At 70.7% G+C, this 19,568-nt stretch carries 17 protein-coding genes; 7 read left to right on the plus strand and 10 right to left on the minus strand.

From position 1 onward, the window contains the following. Positions 1 to 257: 257 nt before the first annotated feature. Positions 258 to 1,796: a hypothetical protein gene (locus ACTWLT_RS08000; protein WP_445317741.1), complete on the plus strand. Its 1,539-nt coding sequence runs from the start codon at positions 258 to 260 to the stop codon at positions 1,794 to 1,796. Positions 1,797 to 1,877: 81 nt separating this feature from the next. On the opposite strand, the gene rplI is transcribed toward ACTWLT_RS08000, so the two are convergent. The 4 genes from rplI to rpsF all read right to left on the minus strand — a co-directional run bounded on the left by rplI (position 1,878) and on the right by rpsF (position 3,534). Beyond that, on the minus strand, positions 1,878 to 2,324 hold the full coding sequence (gene rplI, locus ACTWLT_RS08005) for a 50S ribosomal protein L9 (RefSeq protein ID WP_252416922.1): 447 nt from the start codon (positions 2,322 to 2,324) through the stop codon (positions 1,878 to 1,880). Positions 2,325 to 2,338: 14 nt separating this feature from the next. Further along, positions 2,339 to 2,578 (minus strand): 30S ribosomal protein S18, encoded by a 240-nt coding sequence (rpsR, locus tag ACTWLT_RS08010; RefSeq protein ID WP_013289355.1) that lies wholly within the window; start codon positions 2,576 to 2,578, stop codon positions 2,339 to 2,341. Positions 2,579 to 2,619: 41 nt separating this feature from the next. Beyond that, positions 2,620 to 3,165, minus strand: coding sequence for a single-stranded DNA-binding protein (locus ACTWLT_RS08015; RefSeq protein ID WP_445317742.1), 546 nt, complete (start codon positions 3,163 to 3,165; stop codon positions 2,620 to 2,622). 78 nt (positions 3,166 to 3,243) lie between these two features. Further along, positions 3,244 to 3,534, minus strand: coding sequence for a 30S ribosomal protein S6 (gene rpsF / locus ACTWLT_RS08020; protein WP_007073791.1), 291 nt, complete (start codon positions 3,532 to 3,534; stop codon positions 3,244 to 3,246). A 639-nt stretch (positions 3,535 to 4,173) separates the two neighbouring features. Between rpsF and ACTWLT_RS08025 the strand changes: the two genes are divergently transcribed. Together ACTWLT_RS08025 and ACTWLT_RS08030 are read left to right on the plus strand one after the other, a co-directional pair. Continuing rightward, on the plus strand, positions 4,174 to 4,965 hold the full coding sequence (locus ACTWLT_RS08025) for a deoxyribonuclease IV (protein ID WP_252416924.1): 792 nt from the start codon (positions 4,174 to 4,176) through the stop codon (positions 4,963 to 4,965). Then, entirely contained in the window at positions 4,962 to 7,121 is a 2,160-nt protein-coding gene (locus tag ACTWLT_RS08030) for a hypothetical protein (RefSeq protein WP_445317743.1), read from the plus strand. Before ACTWLT_RS08025 ends, ACTWLT_RS08030 begins: the two co-directional genes overlap by 4 nt. Before the next feature lie 6 nt (positions 7,122 to 7,127). Here the strand turns inward: ACTWLT_RS08030 and ACTWLT_RS08035 are convergent, their stop codons facing one another. The 3 genes from ACTWLT_RS08035 to ACTWLT_RS08045 form a co-directional block, all read right to left on the minus strand. Continuing rightward, positions 7,128 to 8,618, minus strand: a complete 1,491-nt coding sequence (locus ACTWLT_RS08035; protein WP_445317744.1) for a glycosyltransferase family 87 protein — start codon at positions 8,616 to 8,618, stop codon at positions 7,128 to 7,130. A gap of 127 nt (positions 8,619 to 8,745) precedes the next feature. Continuing rightward, a complete protein-coding gene (locus ACTWLT_RS08040) occupies positions 8,746 to 11,586 on the minus strand; it encodes a transglycosylase domain-containing protein (RefSeq protein ID WP_445317745.1) in 2,841 nt (946 codons plus the stop codon). Between the two features lie 197 nt (positions 11,587 to 11,783). Further along, a complete protein-coding gene (locus ACTWLT_RS08045) occupies positions 11,784 to 12,227 on the minus strand; it encodes a DUF5318 domain-containing protein (protein WP_445317746.1) in 444 nt (147 codons plus the stop codon). 173 nt (positions 12,228 to 12,400) lie between these two features. On the opposite strand from ACTWLT_RS08045, the gene ACTWLT_RS08050 reads away from it, so the two are divergent. Then, positions 12,401 to 13,039, plus strand: a complete 639-nt coding sequence (locus ACTWLT_RS08050) for a PadR family transcriptional regulator (protein WP_252416929.1) — start codon at positions 12,401 to 12,403, stop codon at positions 13,037 to 13,039. 23 nt (positions 13,040 to 13,062) lie between these two features. Continuing rightward, complete coding sequence (locus ACTWLT_RS08055; RefSeq protein ID WP_252416930.1) at positions 13,063 to 14,142, plus strand: inositol-3-phosphate synthase; 1,080 nt, start codon at positions 13,063 to 13,065, stop codon at positions 14,140 to 14,142. A 92-nt stretch (positions 14,143 to 14,234) separates the two neighbouring features. Here the strand turns inward: ACTWLT_RS08055 and ACTWLT_RS08060 are convergent, their stop codons facing one another. Together ACTWLT_RS08060 and ACTWLT_RS08065 are read right to left on the minus strand one after the other, a co-directional pair. Further along, positions 14,235 to 15,188, minus strand: a complete 954-nt coding sequence (locus tag ACTWLT_RS08060; RefSeq protein WP_445317747.1) for a hypothetical protein — start codon at positions 15,186 to 15,188, stop codon at positions 14,235 to 14,237. Positions 15,189 to 15,300: 112 nt separating this feature from the next. Next, the gene (locus tag ACTWLT_RS08065; RefSeq protein ID WP_445317748.1) at positions 15,301 to 15,780 is read right to left on the minus strand and encodes a methylated-DNA--[protein]-cysteine S-methyltransferase; all 480 of its coding nucleotides are present in this window, start codon (positions 15,778 to 15,780) and stop codon (positions 15,301 to 15,303) included. Between the two features lie 148 nt (positions 15,781 to 15,928). On the opposite strand from ACTWLT_RS08065, the gene ACTWLT_RS08070 reads away from it, so the two are divergent. Continuing rightward, the gene (locus ACTWLT_RS08070; protein ID WP_445317749.1) at positions 15,929 to 16,450 is read left to right on the plus strand and encodes an NfeD C-terminal domain-containing protein; all 522 of its coding nucleotides are present in this window, start codon (positions 15,929 to 15,931) and stop codon (positions 16,448 to 16,450) included. A gap of 27 nt (positions 16,451 to 16,477) precedes the next feature. Continuing rightward, on the plus strand, positions 16,478 to 17,995 hold the full coding sequence (locus ACTWLT_RS08075; protein WP_445317750.1) for a flotillin family protein: 1,518 nt from the start codon (positions 16,478 to 16,480) through the stop codon (positions 17,993 to 17,995). A gap of 67 nt (positions 17,996 to 18,062) precedes the next feature. Here the strand turns inward: ACTWLT_RS08075 and ACTWLT_RS08080 are convergent, their stop codons facing one another. Then, the gene (locus tag ACTWLT_RS08080) at positions 18,063 to 19,523 is read right to left on the minus strand and encodes a CCA tRNA nucleotidyltransferase (RefSeq protein WP_252416935.1); all 1,461 of its coding nucleotides are present in this window, start codon (positions 19,521 to 19,523) and stop codon (positions 18,063 to 18,065) included. Positions 19,524 to 19,568 lie beyond the last annotated feature (45 nt).

The following is a 19,568-nucleotide window of genomic DNA, read 5'->3' on the forward strand; positions in this document are numbered from 1 at the left end:
ACAAGGCCGGTGGACGAGCCTCGGGACAACCTGTGGACGCCGGTGGGCGAGCATGTGCGCAGGGTGTGCACAGGCTGTGGACAACCATTGGGGAATTCTCGGCGATAACGCGTTGACCTGGGGTTATGTGGTCCCCAGCCTGTGGAGGGAAATATTTCGGTCGGGCCTGTGACACGATCGTCCCGTACTATCTCCAGCGAACGGCTACACCTGGACAGCGGATTCCGCTTTCGGTTCAGAAGGGTCACACTCCGGCCGTGAGTTACCGGGACTGGGGACGCGGGGAGGGCAGCCCGCGCGAGCGCCAGCCGATCGCCTCGTGGGGTGAGCCCGCGCCGGCGCTTCCGGTCGACCCGTACGACGAGGACGTGCGCTACCGCACCTCGAGCCGCCGGCGGGCGTTGGACCGTGGGCAGGACGAGCCAGCCGACGCCTACCTTCCACGGTGGGCGTTGGAGTCGGGGGTTCGGCACGCGGACGGCGCTGGCCGGCACGCCGCGCCCGACGATGACGATCCCGAAGCGGAGCCGCCGAGTTCCGGTGCCGGCTGGCGGTCCACCGAGACGAGAAGCAGCCGGCGGCGGGCCAGCGAAACGAGCTGGCGGGAGCAGCCGGCACTCGGCGCGGCGCCACATTCGGACCACACCCAGGAGTGGACGCTCGACCGTCCGCAGGACCAGGGATACTCCGGCCGCCGGCGCGCCGACTCGGTGGAGGGGGAGCCGGTCTCGGGAGCGGTCCCGGACCGCCGTCCCCGCCGTGCGCCCGCCGGCCGTCCCCAGGTGGTCTGGTCCGGCGGTGACCTGGAGCCCGCTCCGGTCGAGCCGGCGCCCCGACGGGACCCGGACCGGCCCAGCCGACGAAGCCGCCGTGCCGCGGAGGAGTCCTGGTCCCGACCGGCTGTCGACCCGTGGGAGCGCGGGTCCGAGCGGGCGGTGGAGCCCGAGCCGACGTACGCCCCGGCGGTCGACCCGTGGGACGCCTCGGGCGCGCACGCCTGGCCGCCGGCGGCCGGTGCGGACGACACGGACCTGAGCGGGCAGTGGTCGCAGGCGGAGAGCATCGGTGGCTGGGAGCGGTCCGACCGCACCGGTCAGTGGGAGCGGTCCGCGGTCGAGGACGACCAGTGGGATCGGACGGTGCCGCCACGCTCCGACCGGTCGGTGGCGGCGGAGGGTTGGCCGAGCCGGGCCGAGGGGTTCTGGTCGGGCACCCGGCTGGCCGGAGACGACCCCCGGTGGATGGATTCGTCGACGTCGGCACCCCGGTCCCCGGTGGTCGGGTACACCGCCCCGCGCCCGCGCAGCGCGCCCGTGCCGCGTGCTGGCGGTCCGGGGCGCCGGACGGTTCAGCCGCCGGTCGGGACGGCGTCGGTGCGCCGGCGGGTCGAGACGGCGGCCACGGGCGCCTGGGCGCGGCGCCTGGAGGACGACCTGCTCGACCCGGATCCCAGCGGGCCCTTCCTGTCGCTGCTGTACACCGCGGCCTGTTACCTCGTGCCGGCGGTGCTGATCTTCGTCTGGCTGTTGACCCTGGACGGCCAGCCGCCGGCCGGCTGCGTCACCGACATCAGCGGGGGTGGCTGCGACTCGGCCCGGTCGCGGGCGTTGGAGTCGCTGCTCGCCGGCGCGCCGCGGTTCGGGCTGGCGCTGGTGAGCAGCCTGGTGGTTGCGGCGTTGCTGCGCCGCGTCGGCACCACGTGGCGCTCGGCGACCATCGCGGTCGCCGCGGCGGTGGTGGGCGGGGGCCTTTCGACGGTGCTGATCAGCGCGGTGACCGGTCAACCGATCGGCTGACCGGCGCGGGCACCACGACGAACACGCACGAAGGCCCGTACCGATCGCTCGGTACGGGCCTTCGTGGTGGTGTTGCTGGCGTCAGCCCTGAACGACGTTCAGGCTGAACGACGCGGTCACCTCGGGGTGCAGCTTGATCTTCACCGGGTAGCTGCCGATCGACTTGATGTGACCGGGCACCTCCAGCCGGCGCCGATCGAGGACCGGGCCGCCGGACGCCTTGACGGCGTCGACGATCTCGGCCGGAGTGACCGAGCCGAAGAGCCGCCCGCCGTCGCCGGCACGGGCCTTCAGGCTGACCTTGAGACCCTCGAGCTGACCCTTGACCTCGTTGGCGTGGTCGAGGTCGCGGATCTCACGTGCCCCGCGGGCCCGCTTGATGACCGTGACCTGCTTTTCCGCGCCCTTGGTCCAGACGATCGCGAAGCCCTGCGGCAGCAGGTAGTTACGGCCGTAGCCGTCCTTGACCTCGACGATGTCGCCCGGGGCACCGAGGCCGGACACTTCCTGAGTCAGGATGATCTTCATATCGGTGCCTCCTCTCAGCGGGTGGTGGCCGTGTACGGCAGGAGCGCCATCTCACGGGCGTTCTTGACCGCACGGGCGATCTGCCGCTGCTGCTGCGAGGTCACGCCGGTCACCCGCCGAGCGCGGATCTTGCCGCGGTCGGAGATGAACTTGCGCAGCAGCGCGGTGTCCTTGTAATCGATATAGGTGATCCCGTCCTTGTCGAGCGGGTTCACCTTCTTCTTCGGCTTGCGAAGTGCCGCAGCCTTGGCCATTGCACGTGCTCCTGGTTTGCGATCGCGGGCGCTCGGCGCCATTAGAACGGTGGCTCCTCGTCGAAATTGGCGCCCGAACCGGCACGCGCGGGAGAGGGTGCAGCCGAAGCCCAGGGGTCGTCGAAGTTGCCTCCGCCGCCACCCTGACCACCACCGCCACCGCCACCGCTACCGCCACCAAAGCCGCCGCCACCGCCACCGGAGCGGGACATCTTCTGCACCTTCGCCGTGGCGTAGCGCAGCGACGGGCCGATCTCGTCGACCTCAAGCTCGATGACGGTGCGCTTCTCGCCCTCGCGGGTCTCGTACGACCGCTGACGCAGCCGACCCGAGACGATCACGCGGGCGCCCCGCTGGAGTGACTCGGCGACGTGCTCCGCCGCCTGACGCCACACGGTGCAGGCCAGGAAGAGCGGCTCGCCGTCCTTCCACTCGTTGGTGGTCTTGTCCATGAAACGGGGCGTCGAAGCGACCCGGAACTTGGCGACCGCCGCACCGGACGGGGTGAACCGCAACTCGGGGTCATCGGTCAGATTGCCGATGACCGTGATGGTGGTGTCTCCTGCCATGACCATCTCCTCGCGCACTCAGCGTCTCGTCGTACAGGCTCCCAGAGCCGTACGACAGAGCCGCGGAGGCTGATCCGGGCGAACCGGGTTGAATGCTTAGCGCATCTCCGGCCGGATGACCTTGGTGCGCAGCACGGACTCGTTGAGCCGGAGCTGACGGTCCAGCTCGGCCACGGCAGCAGGCGTGGCCTGCAGGTCGACGACGGCGTAGATGCCCTCGGCCTTTTTGTTGATCTCGTACGCGAGGCGCCGGCGGCCCCACACGTCCGTCTTCTCAACGGAGCCACCCGCGGTCCGGATCACGTTCAGGTACGTGTCGAGCGACGGGGCGACGGTGCGTTCCTCGAGGCTGGGGTCGAGGATCACCATGATCTCGTAATGACGCAAGACGTGCTCACCTCCTGTGGGCTAAGCGGCCACGGTCCTTCCGTGGCAGGAGGTCGTGCGTCGCTGCCCGCACGTGCCGGGGGAACCCGGCCGGACGCGGACAACCTGACCAGGATACCCGGTCCGGACGATCATGCCCGGGGTGGTCGGGTCAGCGCCGGAACGTGCCGACGGGGGCCCACCGTCCGACCGTCACCGGTCGGTGGTGGACCCCCGTCAACGAGGCCGCGGGGCGTCCCGTCCGCATTCCTTGGGTGGGACCTGGGGAGGAACGACCACACCGATGAGGTTGGACCGAAGACGCCCCGCGGAGCTTTATCGTGTTGTTACCTGACGATACAACGGCTCTCGTACCTTGTCGGGGGAAAAAGCACAAATTTCCGAGATTGTTCTTCGGCGGGAACTGGTCTCTCGAAGGGGTCGCCCCCCGCCACGCCGGGCCGCGCGACGGGGGTGACCTCGCTGTCGGTCCGTCGACCACCGGCTGCCGTTCGCGGCGCTCGCGCCGACGGCGGTACCGGGCGCTGGCCGCCGGCTCCAACCCATCAACGATCGTCGGTCCCACGGGTGACGCGTCGACGTCCGACACCGCGCCGGCCATCACCCCACCCGTCGGGGGCGCGACGTAGGCTCGCTCGCATGCGTATCGGAGCCCACGTCGATTCGACCGACCCGCTCGCGGAGGCGGCCGCCCGGTCTGCCGACACCGTGCAGTTCTTCCTCTCCGACCCCCAGGGGTGGAAGGCCCCCAAGCCACGGGAGGACGCCGAGCAGCTACGCGCGGCCGAGGTCGATCTCTACGTGCACGCGCCGTACGTCATCAACGTGGCGACGCTCAACAACCGCATCCGGATCCCCAGCCGCAAGCTGCTGCTCGGGCACGCCACCGCCGCCGCCGCGATCGGCGCCAAGGGCCTGATCGTCCACGGCGGGCACGTCAACGCCGGCGACGACCCGGCCGTCGGCTTCGACAACTGGCGCAAGACCTTCGCGTACGCGGCCGACTCCGGCGGTTTCGGGGTCCCGGTCCTGATCGAGAACACCGCCGGCGGCGACAACGCCTGCGCCCGCCGGTTGGACGCGCTGGCCCGACTGTGGGACGCCGTCGGCGACCACGAGGTCGGCTTCTGCCTCGACACCTGCCATGCGTACGCCGGCGGCGAGGATCTGCTCGGCCTGGTCGACCGGGTCAAGGCGATCACCGGGCGGATCGACCTGGTGCACGCCAACAACTCCAAGGGCGCGTTCAACTCGGGTCAGGACCGGCACGACAACCTGGACGGCGGGACGATCGACCCGGAGTTGGTGGTGGCGGTGATCCGGGCGGCCGGAGCGCCGGTGGTTGTCGAGACCCCGGGCGGCGTGACCGGGCAGTCCGCCGACATCGACTTCCTCCGCCAGCAGCTCGGCACGGAGAGCCCGGCGGCATGACGACCGGACAGTCCGGGACCGGCAACGCCCGGCCCGCCGCCACGGGTGACACCGAGACCAGACCGGCCACCCCGCCCGCCGCCGGCACCCCCGCCGCCCGCACGGCCGGCACCGCGTCCGACGCAGCCACCACCACCGCTGCCAAGGACGGCAGCGCGGACTCCAAGGCCAGGGACGACAGCGCGGACGCCGTGGGCGAGACCAACACCGCCAAGGACAGCGACGCGCAGGTCGACACCGCTCCCGATGCCAAGGTCGCCACCATGACGGGCAAGACATCCGAGCCTGCCAAGGACTCCACCGCGAAGGACGACTCCGCGAAGGAAGCCGCCGGGAAGGGCGCGGCGGCGGCAGATGGCGACGGTGCGGCGAAGTCGACAGAACCCGAGCGTTGGGAGGCCTTCGCCTCCGCGCCCGAGCCGGTGCCCGGCCGCCTCACCAGGGCGGCCCGCGCCGTCGGCCGGTTCCTGATCCACGAGTGGACCCTGGCCAGCCTCGGCGCGCTGGCGCTGGCCGTGCTCATGACCTGGCCGACGCTGCGGTACCCGCGCTACACGCTCCCACAGGACTACTGGGACCCGAGCCTGCAGGCGTGGCAGATGGCCTGGTCCGGGCACATCCTGCTGACCGACCCGGCGCACCTCTGGCAGTCCAACACGTTCTTCCCCGAGCTGTGGAGCTTCGCGTTCTCCGACACGCTCCTCGGCTACGCCCCCGCCGGGATGCTCGGCAGTGGCCCCGAGGACGCCGTGCTCCGCTACAACATCATGTTCGTGCTGGCGCACGCGCTCGCCACGCTCGGGGCGTACGCGCTGGCCCGACAGCTCGGCTCGGGCCGGATCGGCGCCGCCGTCGCCGGGGTCGCGTACACCTACGCGCCGTGGTGGCTGGCCCAGGCCGGGCACCTGCACGTGCTCTCCAACGGCGGCATCCCCCTGGCGCTGGCCATGCTGGCTCGTGGGCACGGTTGGTCACTGCGGCACGGCTACCGCCCGGAACGCCGGCACGACGGCTGGGTCTACGCCGGCTGGCTGGTGGCGGCCTGGCAGCTCAGCCTCGGCTTCGGCATCGGCCTGCCGTTCGCGTACTTCCTGGCCGGCGCGGTGCTGGTCGCCGCCGTTCTCTACCTCGTAAGGCGGCTCCGGAGCGGGCAGGCGCCGCCGTTCGGCCGCCGACTGTTCATCGCCGACGTGGTGGGCGGGGTGCTCTTCGCCGGGGTCGGTCTGCTGATGGCCATCCCGTTCTTCAAGGTGACCGAGCTGCACCCGTACGCCGAGCGCACCGTCGGCGACATCAGCCTCTTCTCCCCGCCGGCGTCGGGCTTCGTGACGGCACCCGCCGAGTCACGGATCTGGGGTGAGCTGCACGAGGGTGCCCGGGCGGCGTTGCCGTGGCACCCGGAGATGACCCTGCTGCCCGGCTTCGTGCTCTACGCCCTGGCTGCGGGCGGGCTGTTCTTCTCGGTCTGGCGCCTACGGCACCGACTGCTGCTGCTCGCCGGTGTGCTGGTGACCATGGCCTTCGCGATGGGCACCCGCTTCTTCGACGGCACCTTCACCTACATCCCGCTCTTCGAGCACGCGCCGGGCTGGAGCGCACTGCGTACCCCCGGGCGTTTGATGCTCTGGACCACGCTGCTGCTCGCCCTGCTCGCGGCCGGCGCGGTCACCGCCCTCACCGACCGGGTACGCGAGCTGGCCGCACAGCGGATCCCGTCCTGGCCTGGCCCGTGGCTGCGGCTGGCGACCCTGCTGCCGCTGCTGCTGGTCACCGTCGAGGGCCTGAACACCACCCCGCATCCGGTGGTGCCGACCCAGCCGGCCGCGCTCCGCACGGCGGAGGGACCGCTGCTGGTGCTGCCCAGCAACCAGAGCCTGGACCAGCACGTGATGCTCTGGTCGACCGACGGCTTCCCGGACGTGGTGAACGGCGGCAGCGGCTTCACCCCGCGTCAGCTCGACGACGTCCGCCGGGTCAGCCAGTCGTTCCCCGACCAGACCAGCGTCGACTACCTGCGCACGCTCGGCGTCCGCACGGTGGTGCTGCTGCGCAACCAGGTGCCGGGCACGCCGTGGGAGATCACCATCAACACGCCGGTCGAGTCGCTCGGCATCACCCGGCAGGAGGTCGGCGACGCGGTGGTCTACCGGCTCTGACCGGGGTCAGGTGGTGGTGACGGGTTCGGGTGCGGGCCGGCGCCATCGGTCCAGCCAGGGTGCGTCGGGCGCGCCGTCGAGCACGCCGCCGTCCGGGTCGTCCGGATAGGTGGTCCGCACGGCGTCCCGCTCGGGATGCAGGATCTCCTGGACGATCAGCACGCAGAGCACCACCACGGTGGCCAGCCGGAGCGTCGAGGCCAGCACGAACACTCCCTCCGGGAAGACCGGACGGCTGGTCGCCGCGCCGAGCAGCTCGCCGTAGAAGGCGACGAAGTAGCAGACCTCGGCGAGCTGCCAGGCCAGGAAGGCGCCCCACTTCGGCCGGGCCAGTACGGCCAGCGGCAGCAGCCAGAGCACGAACTGCTGGGACCAGACCTTGCTGAAGATGAGGAACGCGGCGACGACCAGGAAGGCGAGTTGGGCAAGCCGCGGTCGTTGGGGTGCCCGCAGCGCCAGCACGGCCACGCCGAGGCAGGCCAGCCCGAAGAGGGCGTACGAGATGGTGTTGAGGGTTCCGATGTTGACGTTCAGCCACTCGAACGGGCCGAGCCGGGCCGGGTCGCCGCCGACCTTGCCGTCCAGGTAGCGCCCGATGTACCAGAGCGTGCCCCAGTCGATCGGTCGGGTGCTGTTCAGCTCGAAGAACCGGTCCCAGTTCTCCCGGTACGCCAGCGCGGGGGGCAGGTTCACCAGCACCAGGGCGGCGATGGCGCTGCCGACCGCGATGAGCGCGGCGCGTAGCCGGGCGGCCCGCAACGCCAGCACCAGGATGGGGCCGAGGAGGAACAGCGGCCAGAGTTTCGCGGCGCCGGCGAGGCCGAGCAGCACACCGGCCAGCGCCGGCCGTTTGCGTGCCCAGGCCAGCAGGCCGAACGCGCCCAGCCCGATGGCGAGCAGGTCCCAGTTGACGGTGGCGGTGAGCAGCAGCGCCGGGGCGAGCGCGAACAGCGCGGCGTCCCAGGGTCGTCGACGGCGCAACGCCAGGATCACCGCCACGGTGGCCACCGCGAGCGCGCCCAGCACCAGTGCGTTGAGGTTGTAGAACCACTGGCCCTGGTTGATGCTCGGGTCGCCGTCGCCGAGGGCGTGCACCGGCAGACCAAGCGCCCCCATGAAGTAGCCGGTCAGCACGGGATACTCGACCGGGTGGTCGCGGTAGGGCACCTTGCCCTCGTTGAGCCCTTCGGCGTAGTAGAGGGCGAGCACGTCGGTGTAGCAGAACTTCGTGTACTGCTCGTTGTTCTGCCAGGCACCGTCCTGGCAGGGGGACTTCTGCACCCAGTGCAGGGCGAGCGTGAGGCAGGCCAGCGCCAGCACGATCCGGACGGCGGTCCAGAAGCGCCGCTCACCGCCGGCCGGCCGGTCCAGCGCCGTCGCGTGGTCGCCCAGGGGACCGCCGATCACGCCGGAGATGCCGCGGACGAACCCGTCGGAGCGGGACGGGTGGTCGGTGGTTCCGGCGTCGTCGATGCCGGGCGTCGACTGGGTGCTCATGGAAAGGCATCCTGCCGTACGGCGGGGGTGCGCGTCCCGTCCCGGCGCGCCGGATCCGGATACGGAAACGCCGCCGCCGGCTGGACAGGTCGTCCGGCCGGCGGCGGCGTCGTGGAGTGGGTGCGGGTCAGTCCCGGTTGGTCGGTGCCTGGCCGGGCAGTAGCCCGCCGCCGTTGCCGCCGTTGCCGTTTCCTGGCCCGCCCGGGTTGCCACCGTTGCCGTCGGTACGCGGGCAGAACGGGTTGGTCAGCGGGTCACAGGGCGGCTGCCCGCCCGGTCCGCCGGGCCCACCCGGCAGACCCGGGATGACCGGTGGCGTAACCACCGGCTCCTTGCCGTTGCCCTTGGTGGCGTCGCCCTCGCCGGTGACGCTGGGCAGGGGGACCTCCTCCTGGCCCTTCAGCGCGGTGTTCATGTACTTCTCCCAGATCGGGCCGGGCAGCGTCGAACCGCCGATGGCCTTACCGCTGGCGAGGCGGATCTGGGGCTTCTTCGGATCCCGGCTGCCCACCCAGACCGCGGTGGCGTTCTGCGGGGTGTAGCCGACCGTCCACGCGTGGGCGTTGTCCTTATTGTCGTACTCCCAGGTGCCGGTCTTGGCGGCGGCCTGGCGGCCGTCTTCGAGCGAGAGCTTGTTGGGGGCGGGGATCTGCTTCAGGACACCGGTGACCTCATCGGTGATCTTCTTGTCGATCCGCTGCTCCGGCTTGATGCGCTCGCTGCCGACCACCTTCCACTTGCCGGTGTCCTTGTCCTGCTGCTCCACCTTGATGACGAAGTGCGCCTTGATGTACTTGCCGTCGTTGGCGAACGTGGCCATGGCGTTGGCGTGGTCGAACACCGTGATCGGGTACTTGCCGAAACCGGTGTAGTTGTCGAAGGGGTTCGGCCCCTTCTTCGACAGGTCGAAGGCCTGCGGCGGGTCGACGCCCCACATGGTGGTCACGCCGGCCTTCCTGGCCATGTCGACCACCTTCTCGGCGCCGACCTCCTTGGTGACCCAGTAGAAGGGCACGTTGTACGACTGGATCGTCGACTCTTCGAGGGTGCACCACTTGCCGCACTTGAGGTTGGTGCGGCCGGCGTTGCCGATCGCGACCTTGGAACCCTCGGGCTTGTACGGCGTGGGGTCCCAGTGCGACTTGACCGAGATGCCGGCCTCGATGGCGGCGGCCAGGGTGTACACCTTCATCGACGAGCCGGGCTGGTGGCCACCGGTCAGGTCGCCGTTCTTGTCGGTGTTCTTGCCGGCGTAGTCGAAGTCCGCACCGCTGTCGCCGCCGTAGTAGGCGAGCACGCGGCCCTTCTTCGGGTCGATCGAGACGACGGCAGCCATCAGGTTCTTCGGCTGGTCGTTGAGCTCGGAGCCCTTCTTCGACTGCATCGCGGTGTTCTCGGCGGCCGCCTGGAGCTTCGGGTCGATGGTCGTGGTGATCCGGTAACCGCCGTCCCGCAGCGCGTCGACGCAGCTGGTCTTGCCCTCCGCGCCGCTGTCGGAGCAGAGACCCATCGCGTCCATCTCCTGACGGACGTAGTTGATGACGTTGCCGCGAGGGCTGTCGACACCGAACCCGACGCCGTCCTTCTTCGGGGGCAGCACCTTGGGGTACTCGACCGGTGCCGCCTGCTGACCGGGGGCGTCCAGCCAGCCTTCCTTCTTCATGCCGGCGATCACGTAGTCCCACCGCGACTTGGCGTCGGTCGGGTTGACCGCCGGGTCGAACCCCTTGTGCGTCTCGCTCGCCACCGGCTGCTTGATCACCGCGGCCAGGACGGCGCCCTCGGCGACGGTGAGTTTGCTCGCCGGCTTGCCGAAGTAGGTCTGCGCCGCAGCCTCGATGCCGTACGCACCGCGTCCGAAGTAGATCACGTTGAGGTAGTGCTGCATGATCTCCGGCTTGTCGTACTTCTCGTTCAGCTTGGAGGCGAGGATCGCCTCCTTCACCTTGCGGCCGTACGTGTCGTCCTGGAGATTCTCGAACGCGTTACGGGCGTACTGCTGGGTGATCGTCGAGGCGCCCTGCTTGTCGCCCCCGGAGACGTTGTTCCACGCCGCCCTGACGATGCCCTTGTAGTCGACGCCCGAGTGCCGGTAGAAGTTCCGGTCCTCGGCGGCGGCCACCGCGTGCTGCACGTACTCGGGGATCTGGTCGATGGTGACGAAGCTGCGGTTCTCGCTGCCCAGCTTGGCGAGCTGGGTCTTGCCGTCCTTGGCGTAGACCGTCGTGGACAGGGGCAGCGGCATCTCGTCGGGCATGACGACGTTGGTCGAGTAGTAGGTGAAGCCGACCACGCCGACACCGGCGAGCATGATGAAGACCGCGAACCCGGCGATCAGCAGGTTCATCCGCTTGCGCTTCTTCGCCTTGGCCGCCGCGCCCGGGTCACCCGGACCGCGACCGCCCCGACCACCACGGCCCGGACCGTTCGGCCCACCGGGGCCACCCGGGCCACCCGGGCCGCCGGAGACCGGTGAGACGCTCGCCCGTGCGACCGCGGCCCGGCCGCCCACGGACGCGGAGCCGACACTGGCCCGGCCCGCCGAGGCGGCGCCGACGGACGCCGCGCCCACCGTGGCCCGACCCGCCGGCGCACCGGGGGCCGGGGACACGGGCACCGACGCCCGGCCGGCGCCGGCACGACCGGCGGCCACACCCGGTGCCGGGGACACCGGCACCGACGCCCGGCCGGGTCGGCCGGGCGTGGCCGGACCGACCGAGGCGGAGCCGGCGGCGCCGCGTGGCGGGACCGCGGCCGAACCACCCACGGAGGCCCGTCCACCGGCGGCCCGCGGTGTCACCGAGGCACGACCGGGGGACGCTGGGACCTCCGGGGCCGACCAGCCACTCCCACGAGAGTCACCGCCGGTTCGGCGGTACGCGTCGTCCGCGCCCGGTCCGGGGTCGCCGTTCGGACCCGGGTACTGGGCCCGTCCGCGCGCAGAACTGGGATCGCCGTACGAGTTCATTCCTCACACCCTGCCGGTCGCGGTGGGGCGCTGCTGCGCCGCCACCGGGTTGCCGTGAGTTGCTTCACCCGGGACACCGGCACGGGGGTGCCGGTTCACCGAGGTCATTGCAGTATCAATCGGGCTAATCAGACCAACGAGCGGTCGACCGTCCCGGGTCATGTCTACGGCCCCGGGGCCAGTCGAACCAGCTGAGATCACCGTTGCGCCTCTCGCCTCCGCTGACCGGTGCCTCCGGCACCCGCCGCGTCCTGCTCACCATCGCCGTCGCCGCTGAGACCGTCCCGACCGAGCAGGTACTGCTCGACGAGATGGTTCCAGTCACAGCCGAGGCACACCTCCACCACGAAGACCTGGAACTCACGCAGCGTCATTGCCAACACGGGCAACTCGGCCAGCGTCCGGGCTTGGCCGGCGGACTGCTTGAGTTCGTCACCGTAAATGTAGTGGACGTTGGTCAGGTTCTCGCTGCGGCAGATGGGGCAGCGCCGGTCGGTCGGCTCGCCGTGGAACCGGGCGGCGTTCTTCAGGTACGGCGACGCGTCGCAGACGTCGTACGTGCCGACCCGGCCGGCCAGGAGCTCACGCAGCACCGCTCGCTTCTGTAGCGAGTAGTCGACGACCTGGCGCTGCGTACGCATGCGGAGAAGGGTACGCGGTCCGGCTCGACCAGGCGACCACGGTCACGATCCGTGACAACAGGGTCTCGGAACGAGGGTTTGCCCTGGCACCCGCGAACCGCTAACGTGCGATGTATCGGTCCGATACATCGCGGCGGTTACGGCTCCGCGCCGGGGGTAAGAGAGGGTGGCCAGTGCTCGAGTTCGCCATCCTCGGCCTCCTGCAGGAGTCTCCAATGCACGGCTACGAGCTGCGCAAGGAGTTGACCGCCAAACTCGGCGCGATCCGGGCGGCGATCAGCTACGGCTCGCTCTATCCGACCCTGCGCAGGTTGCAGGCAGCCGGATGGATCACCGAAGCTGCCGAGACGCCCGCCACCGCCGAGGAGGTTCCCGCGCTGACCAGCCGACGAGGTCGGGTGGTCTACAAAATCACCGCGGAAGGCAAGGAACGCTTCGCCCAGCTGATCGCACAGGCCGGGCCCGAGACGTACGACGACACGGGCTTCGGGGTGCACTTCGCGTTCTTCGCCCGGACCGACCAGGCGACCCGCCTGCGCATTCTGGAGGGTCGCCGCCGCAAGATCGAGGAGCGTCGCGAAGGGCTTCGCGACGTGCTGGGCCGGGCGGCCGAGCGCCTCGACGCTTACACCCTGGAACTGCAGCGCCACGGCCTTGACGCCTGTGAGCGCGAGGTCCGCTGGCTGGAGGAGCTCATCGCCAACGAGCGCTCCGGCCGAGCCCCGACGGTCCCGAACACCGGGACGGCCGGCGGCCGACGAGAAGACAACAGCCCGCCTCCGCCTGGAGAGACCAGGAAAGAGCGGCCGTGACAGAAAAGAAGGAGGCAGACGCTATGGGCTCCGTCCGCGTCGCCATCGTCGGTGTGGGTAACTGCGCCTCGTCCCTGGTTCAGGGCGTCGAGTACTACCGGAATGCCGACCCGAACGACCGCGTCCCGGGTCTCATGCACGTCGCCTTCGGCGACTACCACGTCAACGCCGTGGAGTTCGTCGCGGCATTCGACGTGGACGCCAAGAAGGTGGGCATGGACCTCGCGGAGGCGATCGTCGCCAGCGAGAACAACACCATCAAGCTCTGCGACGTGCCGCCGACCGGCGTCAGCGTGCAGCGCGGTCCGACCTTCGACGGTCTGGGCCAGTACTACCGCGAGATCGTCGAGGAGTCCGACGCGACCCCCGTCGACGTGGCGCAGGCGCTGCGCGACGCGCAGGTCGACGTCGTCGTCTGCTACCTGCCGGTCGGCTCCGAGCAGGCCGCCAAGTTCTACGCCCAGGCCGCGATCGACGCCGGCTGCGCGTTCGTCAACGCCCTGCCGGTCTTCATCGCCTCCGACCCCGAGTGGGCGAAGAAGTTCGAGGACGCTGGGCTGCCGATCGTCGGTGACGACATCAAGAGCCAGGTCGGCGCCACCATCGTGCACCGCGCCCTGGCGAAGCTCTTCGAGGACCGCGGCGTCGAGCTGCTGCGCACGTACCAGCTCAACTTCGGCGGCAACATGGACTTCATGAACATGCTGGAGCGTAAGCGGCTGGTCTCGAAGAAGATCTCGAAGACCCAGTCGGTCACCTCGCAGATCCCGCACGAGATGAGCAAGAGCGACGTGCACATCGGCCCGTCGGACCACGTGCCGTGGCTGGACGACCGCAAGTGGGCGTACATCCGCCTGGAGGGCCGCTCGTTCGGTGACACCCCGCTCAACGCCGAGCTCAAGCTCGAGGTGTGGGACTCGCCGAACTCGGCCGGCGTCATCATCGACGCGGTCCGGGCCGCGAAGATCGCGCTGGACCGGAAGATCGGCGGCCCGATCCTGTCGGCCTCGTCGTACTTCATGAAGTCCCCGCCGGTGCAGTACGCCGACCACGACGCCCACCAGGCCGTCGAGGAGTTCATCGCCGGTGAGGTCGAGCGCTGACCCGCTGAGCGCCACACACGACCGAGGGCCGGGTCCGAAAGGACCCGGCCCTCGCCGCGTTCACTGCCTCGTCGCCGGATACGGCGACCGGCTCACTGCCAGCTCGGCGTGCTCTTCATGGCAGCGGCCGCCCGGCGCGCCTTACGCTGCTCGGCCGACTCGGCGCTGCGCGCCGACGCGCTGGCCGAGAACGGCATGATGTCCGGGTGGACCGAGCCGACGCCGACCACGAACGCCACCACGTCGATGATGATGTGGGTGGTCCGGGCGGCGTAGACCGAGATGGCGTCGGTCAGACCGTTCTCCACGTCCTCGTAGCCGATGCCCGACATGAACGAGTTCGAGAGCACCTGGTTGGTCAGGTAGTTGATCGTCGAGAAGTTCGCCGGACGCGGCGCCCCGAACGGGAAGATCTGCACGAAGCCCCCGGCGACCGCGGTCGTCACGGTGAGGTTGCCGAAGAGGGCGTCGCCGAAGTTGACGAAGTCGCTCAGGTCGATGTGGATGGTCTGGCCGTCACGCAGGCGACCCGAGCTGTCCAGGGTGGTCGACGAGGCGTTGACGATCCGGGCGCGCGACGCCGCCGAGCGGGTGTCGACGAGCCGCTGCGGCGTGATCGGGACGATCTGGTTCGAGTTGCCCGTGGTGTGCACGTACTCGAGGTACTTGTAGCCGCCGAACTCGGCGACCACCTGGATGTTGCCGTCGGTGTCCATGCCGATCGAGCCGGCCTCGGAGGCGGGGTTCAGGACGTTCCCGCGCGGCGTCAGCTGCAGCGACGGCCGGGCGAACACCGTGCCGTCGACGGTGGTGGTGCTCGTGTTCTCCAGACGCAGGGTGGCCCCGGCCCCGGTGCTGGTCAGCGCCGTGGTGGTGGCACCGGCGTTGTTCGCGGCGCCCTGGAGCACCGCCTGGCCCGGGTCGGCCTGGGCGGGGCCGGCGACGGCGGCGCCCACCACGGTGGTGCCGGCGACGCCGGCGGCGACGGTGCCCGCGCGGCGCAGCAGCCGGCGGCGGTTAACGGTCTTGTCCTCGTGCTCGGTCATCGGTCCCCCGCAGAGTCGGTGAAATGACGCCCGATCATGACGGTTACGACCACGTGTCCACATCGACCGATCGGTCGATAAACGAGAGATCTTCCCGAGGGGTTCGGACCGGTCAGGACCACGCCTGTTGCAGGGCCACCCGGGCCTCCAACTCCAGCAGGTGCACCTTGCGCGGCAGGCCACCACCGAAGCCGACCAGCCGACCACCGGCGCCGACGATGCGGTGGCACGGGACGATGACGGGGATCGGGTTCCGGTTGCAGGCCACGCCCACCGCCCGGGCCGCTCCGGGATCACCGACCCGGCGCGCCACCTCGCCGTAGGTCAACGTCTCGCCGTACGGGATCAGGGTCATCTCCCGCCACACCGCCCGTTCGAAATCCGACCCGCGCGGAATCGACACCGGAACGGTGAAGCCGGTCAGCTCACCGGCGAAGTACGCCCGCAGCTCGGCGACGGCCTGCCGGGACAACGCCTGGTCCGGCTCGTCCGCCGCCGCGTCGACCCGCCCGAAATGTGTGCCGCGGACGCTCACACCGTCGCTGGCCACGGAGAACTCGCCGATCGGTGAGTCGAGCACGGTCCAGCGCATGGGCCCATTGTCCCCGACCCCACCGACAGTGGTCGGTCCCGGCCACCATGGTCGACCGCCGGACCTGGCCACGTCTGCTCCGGAGCCCGCATCCGGAGATCATTCTCGCGTCCCGCGGAGCCGTGGGACGTTGCGTGGCGTCGATACCGTGCAGGTCGTGGCCACGGGGACGCTCATCTTTCTGATCATCGGCGGTGCGGGCGTCGGTGTGCTGGCGCTCGCCCTGCTCGGCACCGAAATGTTCCACTTCGGGCACGCCGACGTGGACGGGCCGATCTCCACCGAGACGGTCGCCGGCTTCGCCGGGGCGTTCGGGTTCGGTGGAGCCATCGTCAACGAACTGCTCGGTGCGCGTACCCCCGGCATGATCGCCGGCGCGGCGGCCGGCGGCCTGCTCGCCGCCGTGCCCATCGCCTGGTTGGCGTCCCGGCTGAGCCGGGCGGCGCGGAACATGCACACCGATCCCACCCCCACCCGCGACGACCTGGTCGGTGCGCTCGGCCTGGTCGTCACGCCGGTGCCGGTCGACGGCTACGGCGAGGTCCGGGTACGCGTCGCCGGCCAGCCGGTCAAGCTCAACGCCCGCGCCGACCAGCCGATCCCGATCGGCGCCCAGGTCTTCGTCGTACAGGCGCTCAGCGAGACCAGCGTGCACGTCGAGACCTACTGACTCCTCCTCGCAGACGGGACTTTCGCCATGCCCCTGTTGATCGCCATCGGCGGCGCGGTACTGCTCGTACTCATCCTGGTGTTCTTCGTGCTCTCCCGGATCAAGGTGGCCGGGCCGAACGAGGCCTTCATCGTCACCGGCCGCAAGGGCCGCACCACGCAGACCGCCGACGGCGCCCGGTCGACCGACATGTCCGGGCAGAAGGTCGTTCTGGGCGCCTCGGTCTTCGTGCTGCCCGTGGTGCAGAAACTCCAGTCACTCGACCTGTCCAGCCGACGGATCGACGTCGGCATCCGGGGCGCGGTGAGCAAGCAGGGCATCCGCACCGACCTGCACGGCGTGGCGATCGTCAAGGTCGGCGGGACCGAGGACGCGATCCGGGCCGCGGCACAGCGGTTCCTGCACCAACAGGACGAGATCGACAACTTCACCCGTGAGGTGCTGGCCGGGGCGCTGCGCTCGATCGTCGGCCGGCTCACCGTCGAGGAGGTGATCCGGGACCGGGCGGCGTTCGCCAGCGCGGTCGCCGAGGAGGCCGAGCACTCGATGACCAACCAGGGGCTGGTGCTGGACACCTTCCAGCTCCAGGACATCCTGGCCGAAGGCTCCTACCTCCAGGACCTGGGCCGGCCCGAGGCGGCCCGGGTGCTCAAGGACGCGGCAATCGCGGAGGCGCGGGCCCGGCAGCAGGCCGAGCAGGAACGACTGCTCGCCGAGGAGGCCATCGCCGAGGCGAACCGGAACCTGTCCCTCAAGCAGGCCGGCATCCAGGCGGAGATCGACGCGGCCAAGGCGAAGTCCGCGGCGGCCGGGCCACTGGCCCAGGCGGAACGCGACCAGGCGATCCTCTCCGAGCAGCAGAAGGTGGCCGAGCGCAACGCGGAGCTCAAGCAGCGCCAACTGGACACCGAGGTACGCAAGCCCGCCGACGCCGCCCGGTACAAGGTGGAGCAGGAGGCCGAGGCGGCCCGCAACGCGGCGGTGCTGCACGCCGACGCGCAACGGCAGTCGGTCATCGCCGCCGCGCAGGCCTCGGCGGAGCAGGCACGGCTCACCGGTGAGGGCGAGCGTGCCCGGCGCGCCGCGCTCGCCGAGGCGAACGCGATCGAGGGTGCCAAGGAGGGTGAGGCCGAGCAGCGCCGGCGGTCCGCGATCGCCGAGGCGGTCGAGCGGGAGGGCCAGGCCGAGGCGGCGGCCATCCTGGCGAAGGGCCAGGCCGAGGCGGACGCGATGGCCCGCAAGGCCGAGGCGTTCGCCGCGTACGGGGAGGCGGCGGTGCTGGACCTGCTGGTCAAGGTGCTGCCGCAGGTGGTGGAGGCAGCCAGCGCCCCCATCGGGGCGATCGACAAGATGACCGTCATCTCCACCGACGGCGCCTCGTCGCTGACCAGGTCGGTGGCCGGCAACGTGGCCCAGGGGCTCCAGCTCGGCAGCGACCTCACGGGGGTCGACCTGGCCGGCCTGCTGGCCCGGCTCAGCTCCGCGTCCACCCCGGCCGGCAAGGGCACCGCCTCGGTGGACGGGACGGCCGTCGAGGCGCGCTGACGCCGTACGCCGACGGGCGCCGCTCCCAAAGATCGGGGGCGGCGCCCGTCGTTTCGGGTCAGTGCCGTCAGTCGACGATGCCCTCGGCGCGGGCCCAGCGCAGCAGTTCGGCCTCGGCGGCGTCGCGGTCCAGCGGGCCGTGTTCCAGGCGCTGTTCCTTGAGGTGCTTCCAGGCACGCCCCACCACCGGCCCCGGCGGTACGCCGAGCAGTTCCATGATCGCGTTGCCGTCGAGGTCGGGACGGACGCGCGCCAGGTCCTCCTCGGCCGCGATCCGGGCGATCCGATCCTCCAGCGCGTCGTAGTCGGCGGCGAGCTGGGCGGCCTTGCGCCGGTTGCGGGTGGTGCAGTCCGAGCGGGTGAGCTTGTGCAGCCGGGGCAGCAGGTCACCGGCGTCGGCGACATAGCGGCGCACCGCCGAGTCGGTCCACTCGCCCCGCCCGTACCCGTAGAAGCGCAGGTGCAGCGCGACCAGCGCGGTCACCTTCGCCGTGATCTCCTTGGGATACCGCAGCGCCTTCATCCGGGCCTTGGTCAGCCGGGCACCGACCACCTCGTGGTGGTGGAAGCTCACCCTGCCGTCGGAGCCGACCGACTTGGTCGCCGGCTTACCCGCGTCGTGCATGAGGGCGGCCATCCGCAGGATGAAGTCGCAGCCGTCCTCCTCGTAGGAGACCGCGTTCTCGACGACGGTCAGCGTGTGCTCGTAGACGTCCTTGTGCTGGGCGTGCTCGTCGATTTCCAGCTTCAGCCCGGTCAGCTCGGGCAGGAACCGCTCGGCCAGCCCGGTGTCGACCAGCAGCCGCAGTCCGGTGATCGGGTCGGCGCCGCAGAGCAGCTTGGTGAACTCGTCGCGGATCCGCTCGGCGGTGATCCGGTCCAGGTCGGCGGCCATCCGGCTCATCGCCGCGTGCACGTCCGGGTGCACGGCGAAGCGCAGCTGCGCGGCGAACCGGGCGGCCCGCAGCATCCGCAGCGGGTCGTCGCCGAACGACTCACTGGGCGCGCTGGGGGTGCGGATCACCTTGGCGGAGAGATCCTCCAGCCCGCCGTGCGGGTCGGTGAACCGGTGTTCCGGCAGGCTGACCGCCATCGCGTTGATGGTGAAGTCACGCCGCTTCAGGTCCTCGGTGAGGTTGGTGCCGTACACGACCACGGGGTTGCGGGTGACCTGGTCGTACGACTCGGCGCGGAACGTGGTGATCTCCAGCCGGAGGCCGTCGCGTTGCGCGCCGATGGTGCCGAACTCCCGGCCGGTCTCCCAGATCGACTCGGCCCAACCCTTGATGATCCGCAGCGTCTCGTCGGGGTGCGCGTCGGTGCAGAAATCCAGGTCGTCGCCGAGGCGACCGAGCAGGGCGTCCCGCACCGAACCGCCCACGAGGTGCAACTCGTACCCGGCGCGGACGAACCGACGGCCCAACTCGTCGGCGACCGGGGAGACCCGGAGCAGTTCGGCGACGGCGTTGCGCTGCGCGGCGGTGAGTTCGCGGCGGTCGGCGGCGTGGGGAGCGGAGGCTTCGGACATGGGATCGCCAGCCTATCGGGCGTGGTCCGCATCCCATCCGCCGGG

The sequence above is a fragment of the Micromonospora yongxingensis genome (assembly GCF_052601155.1).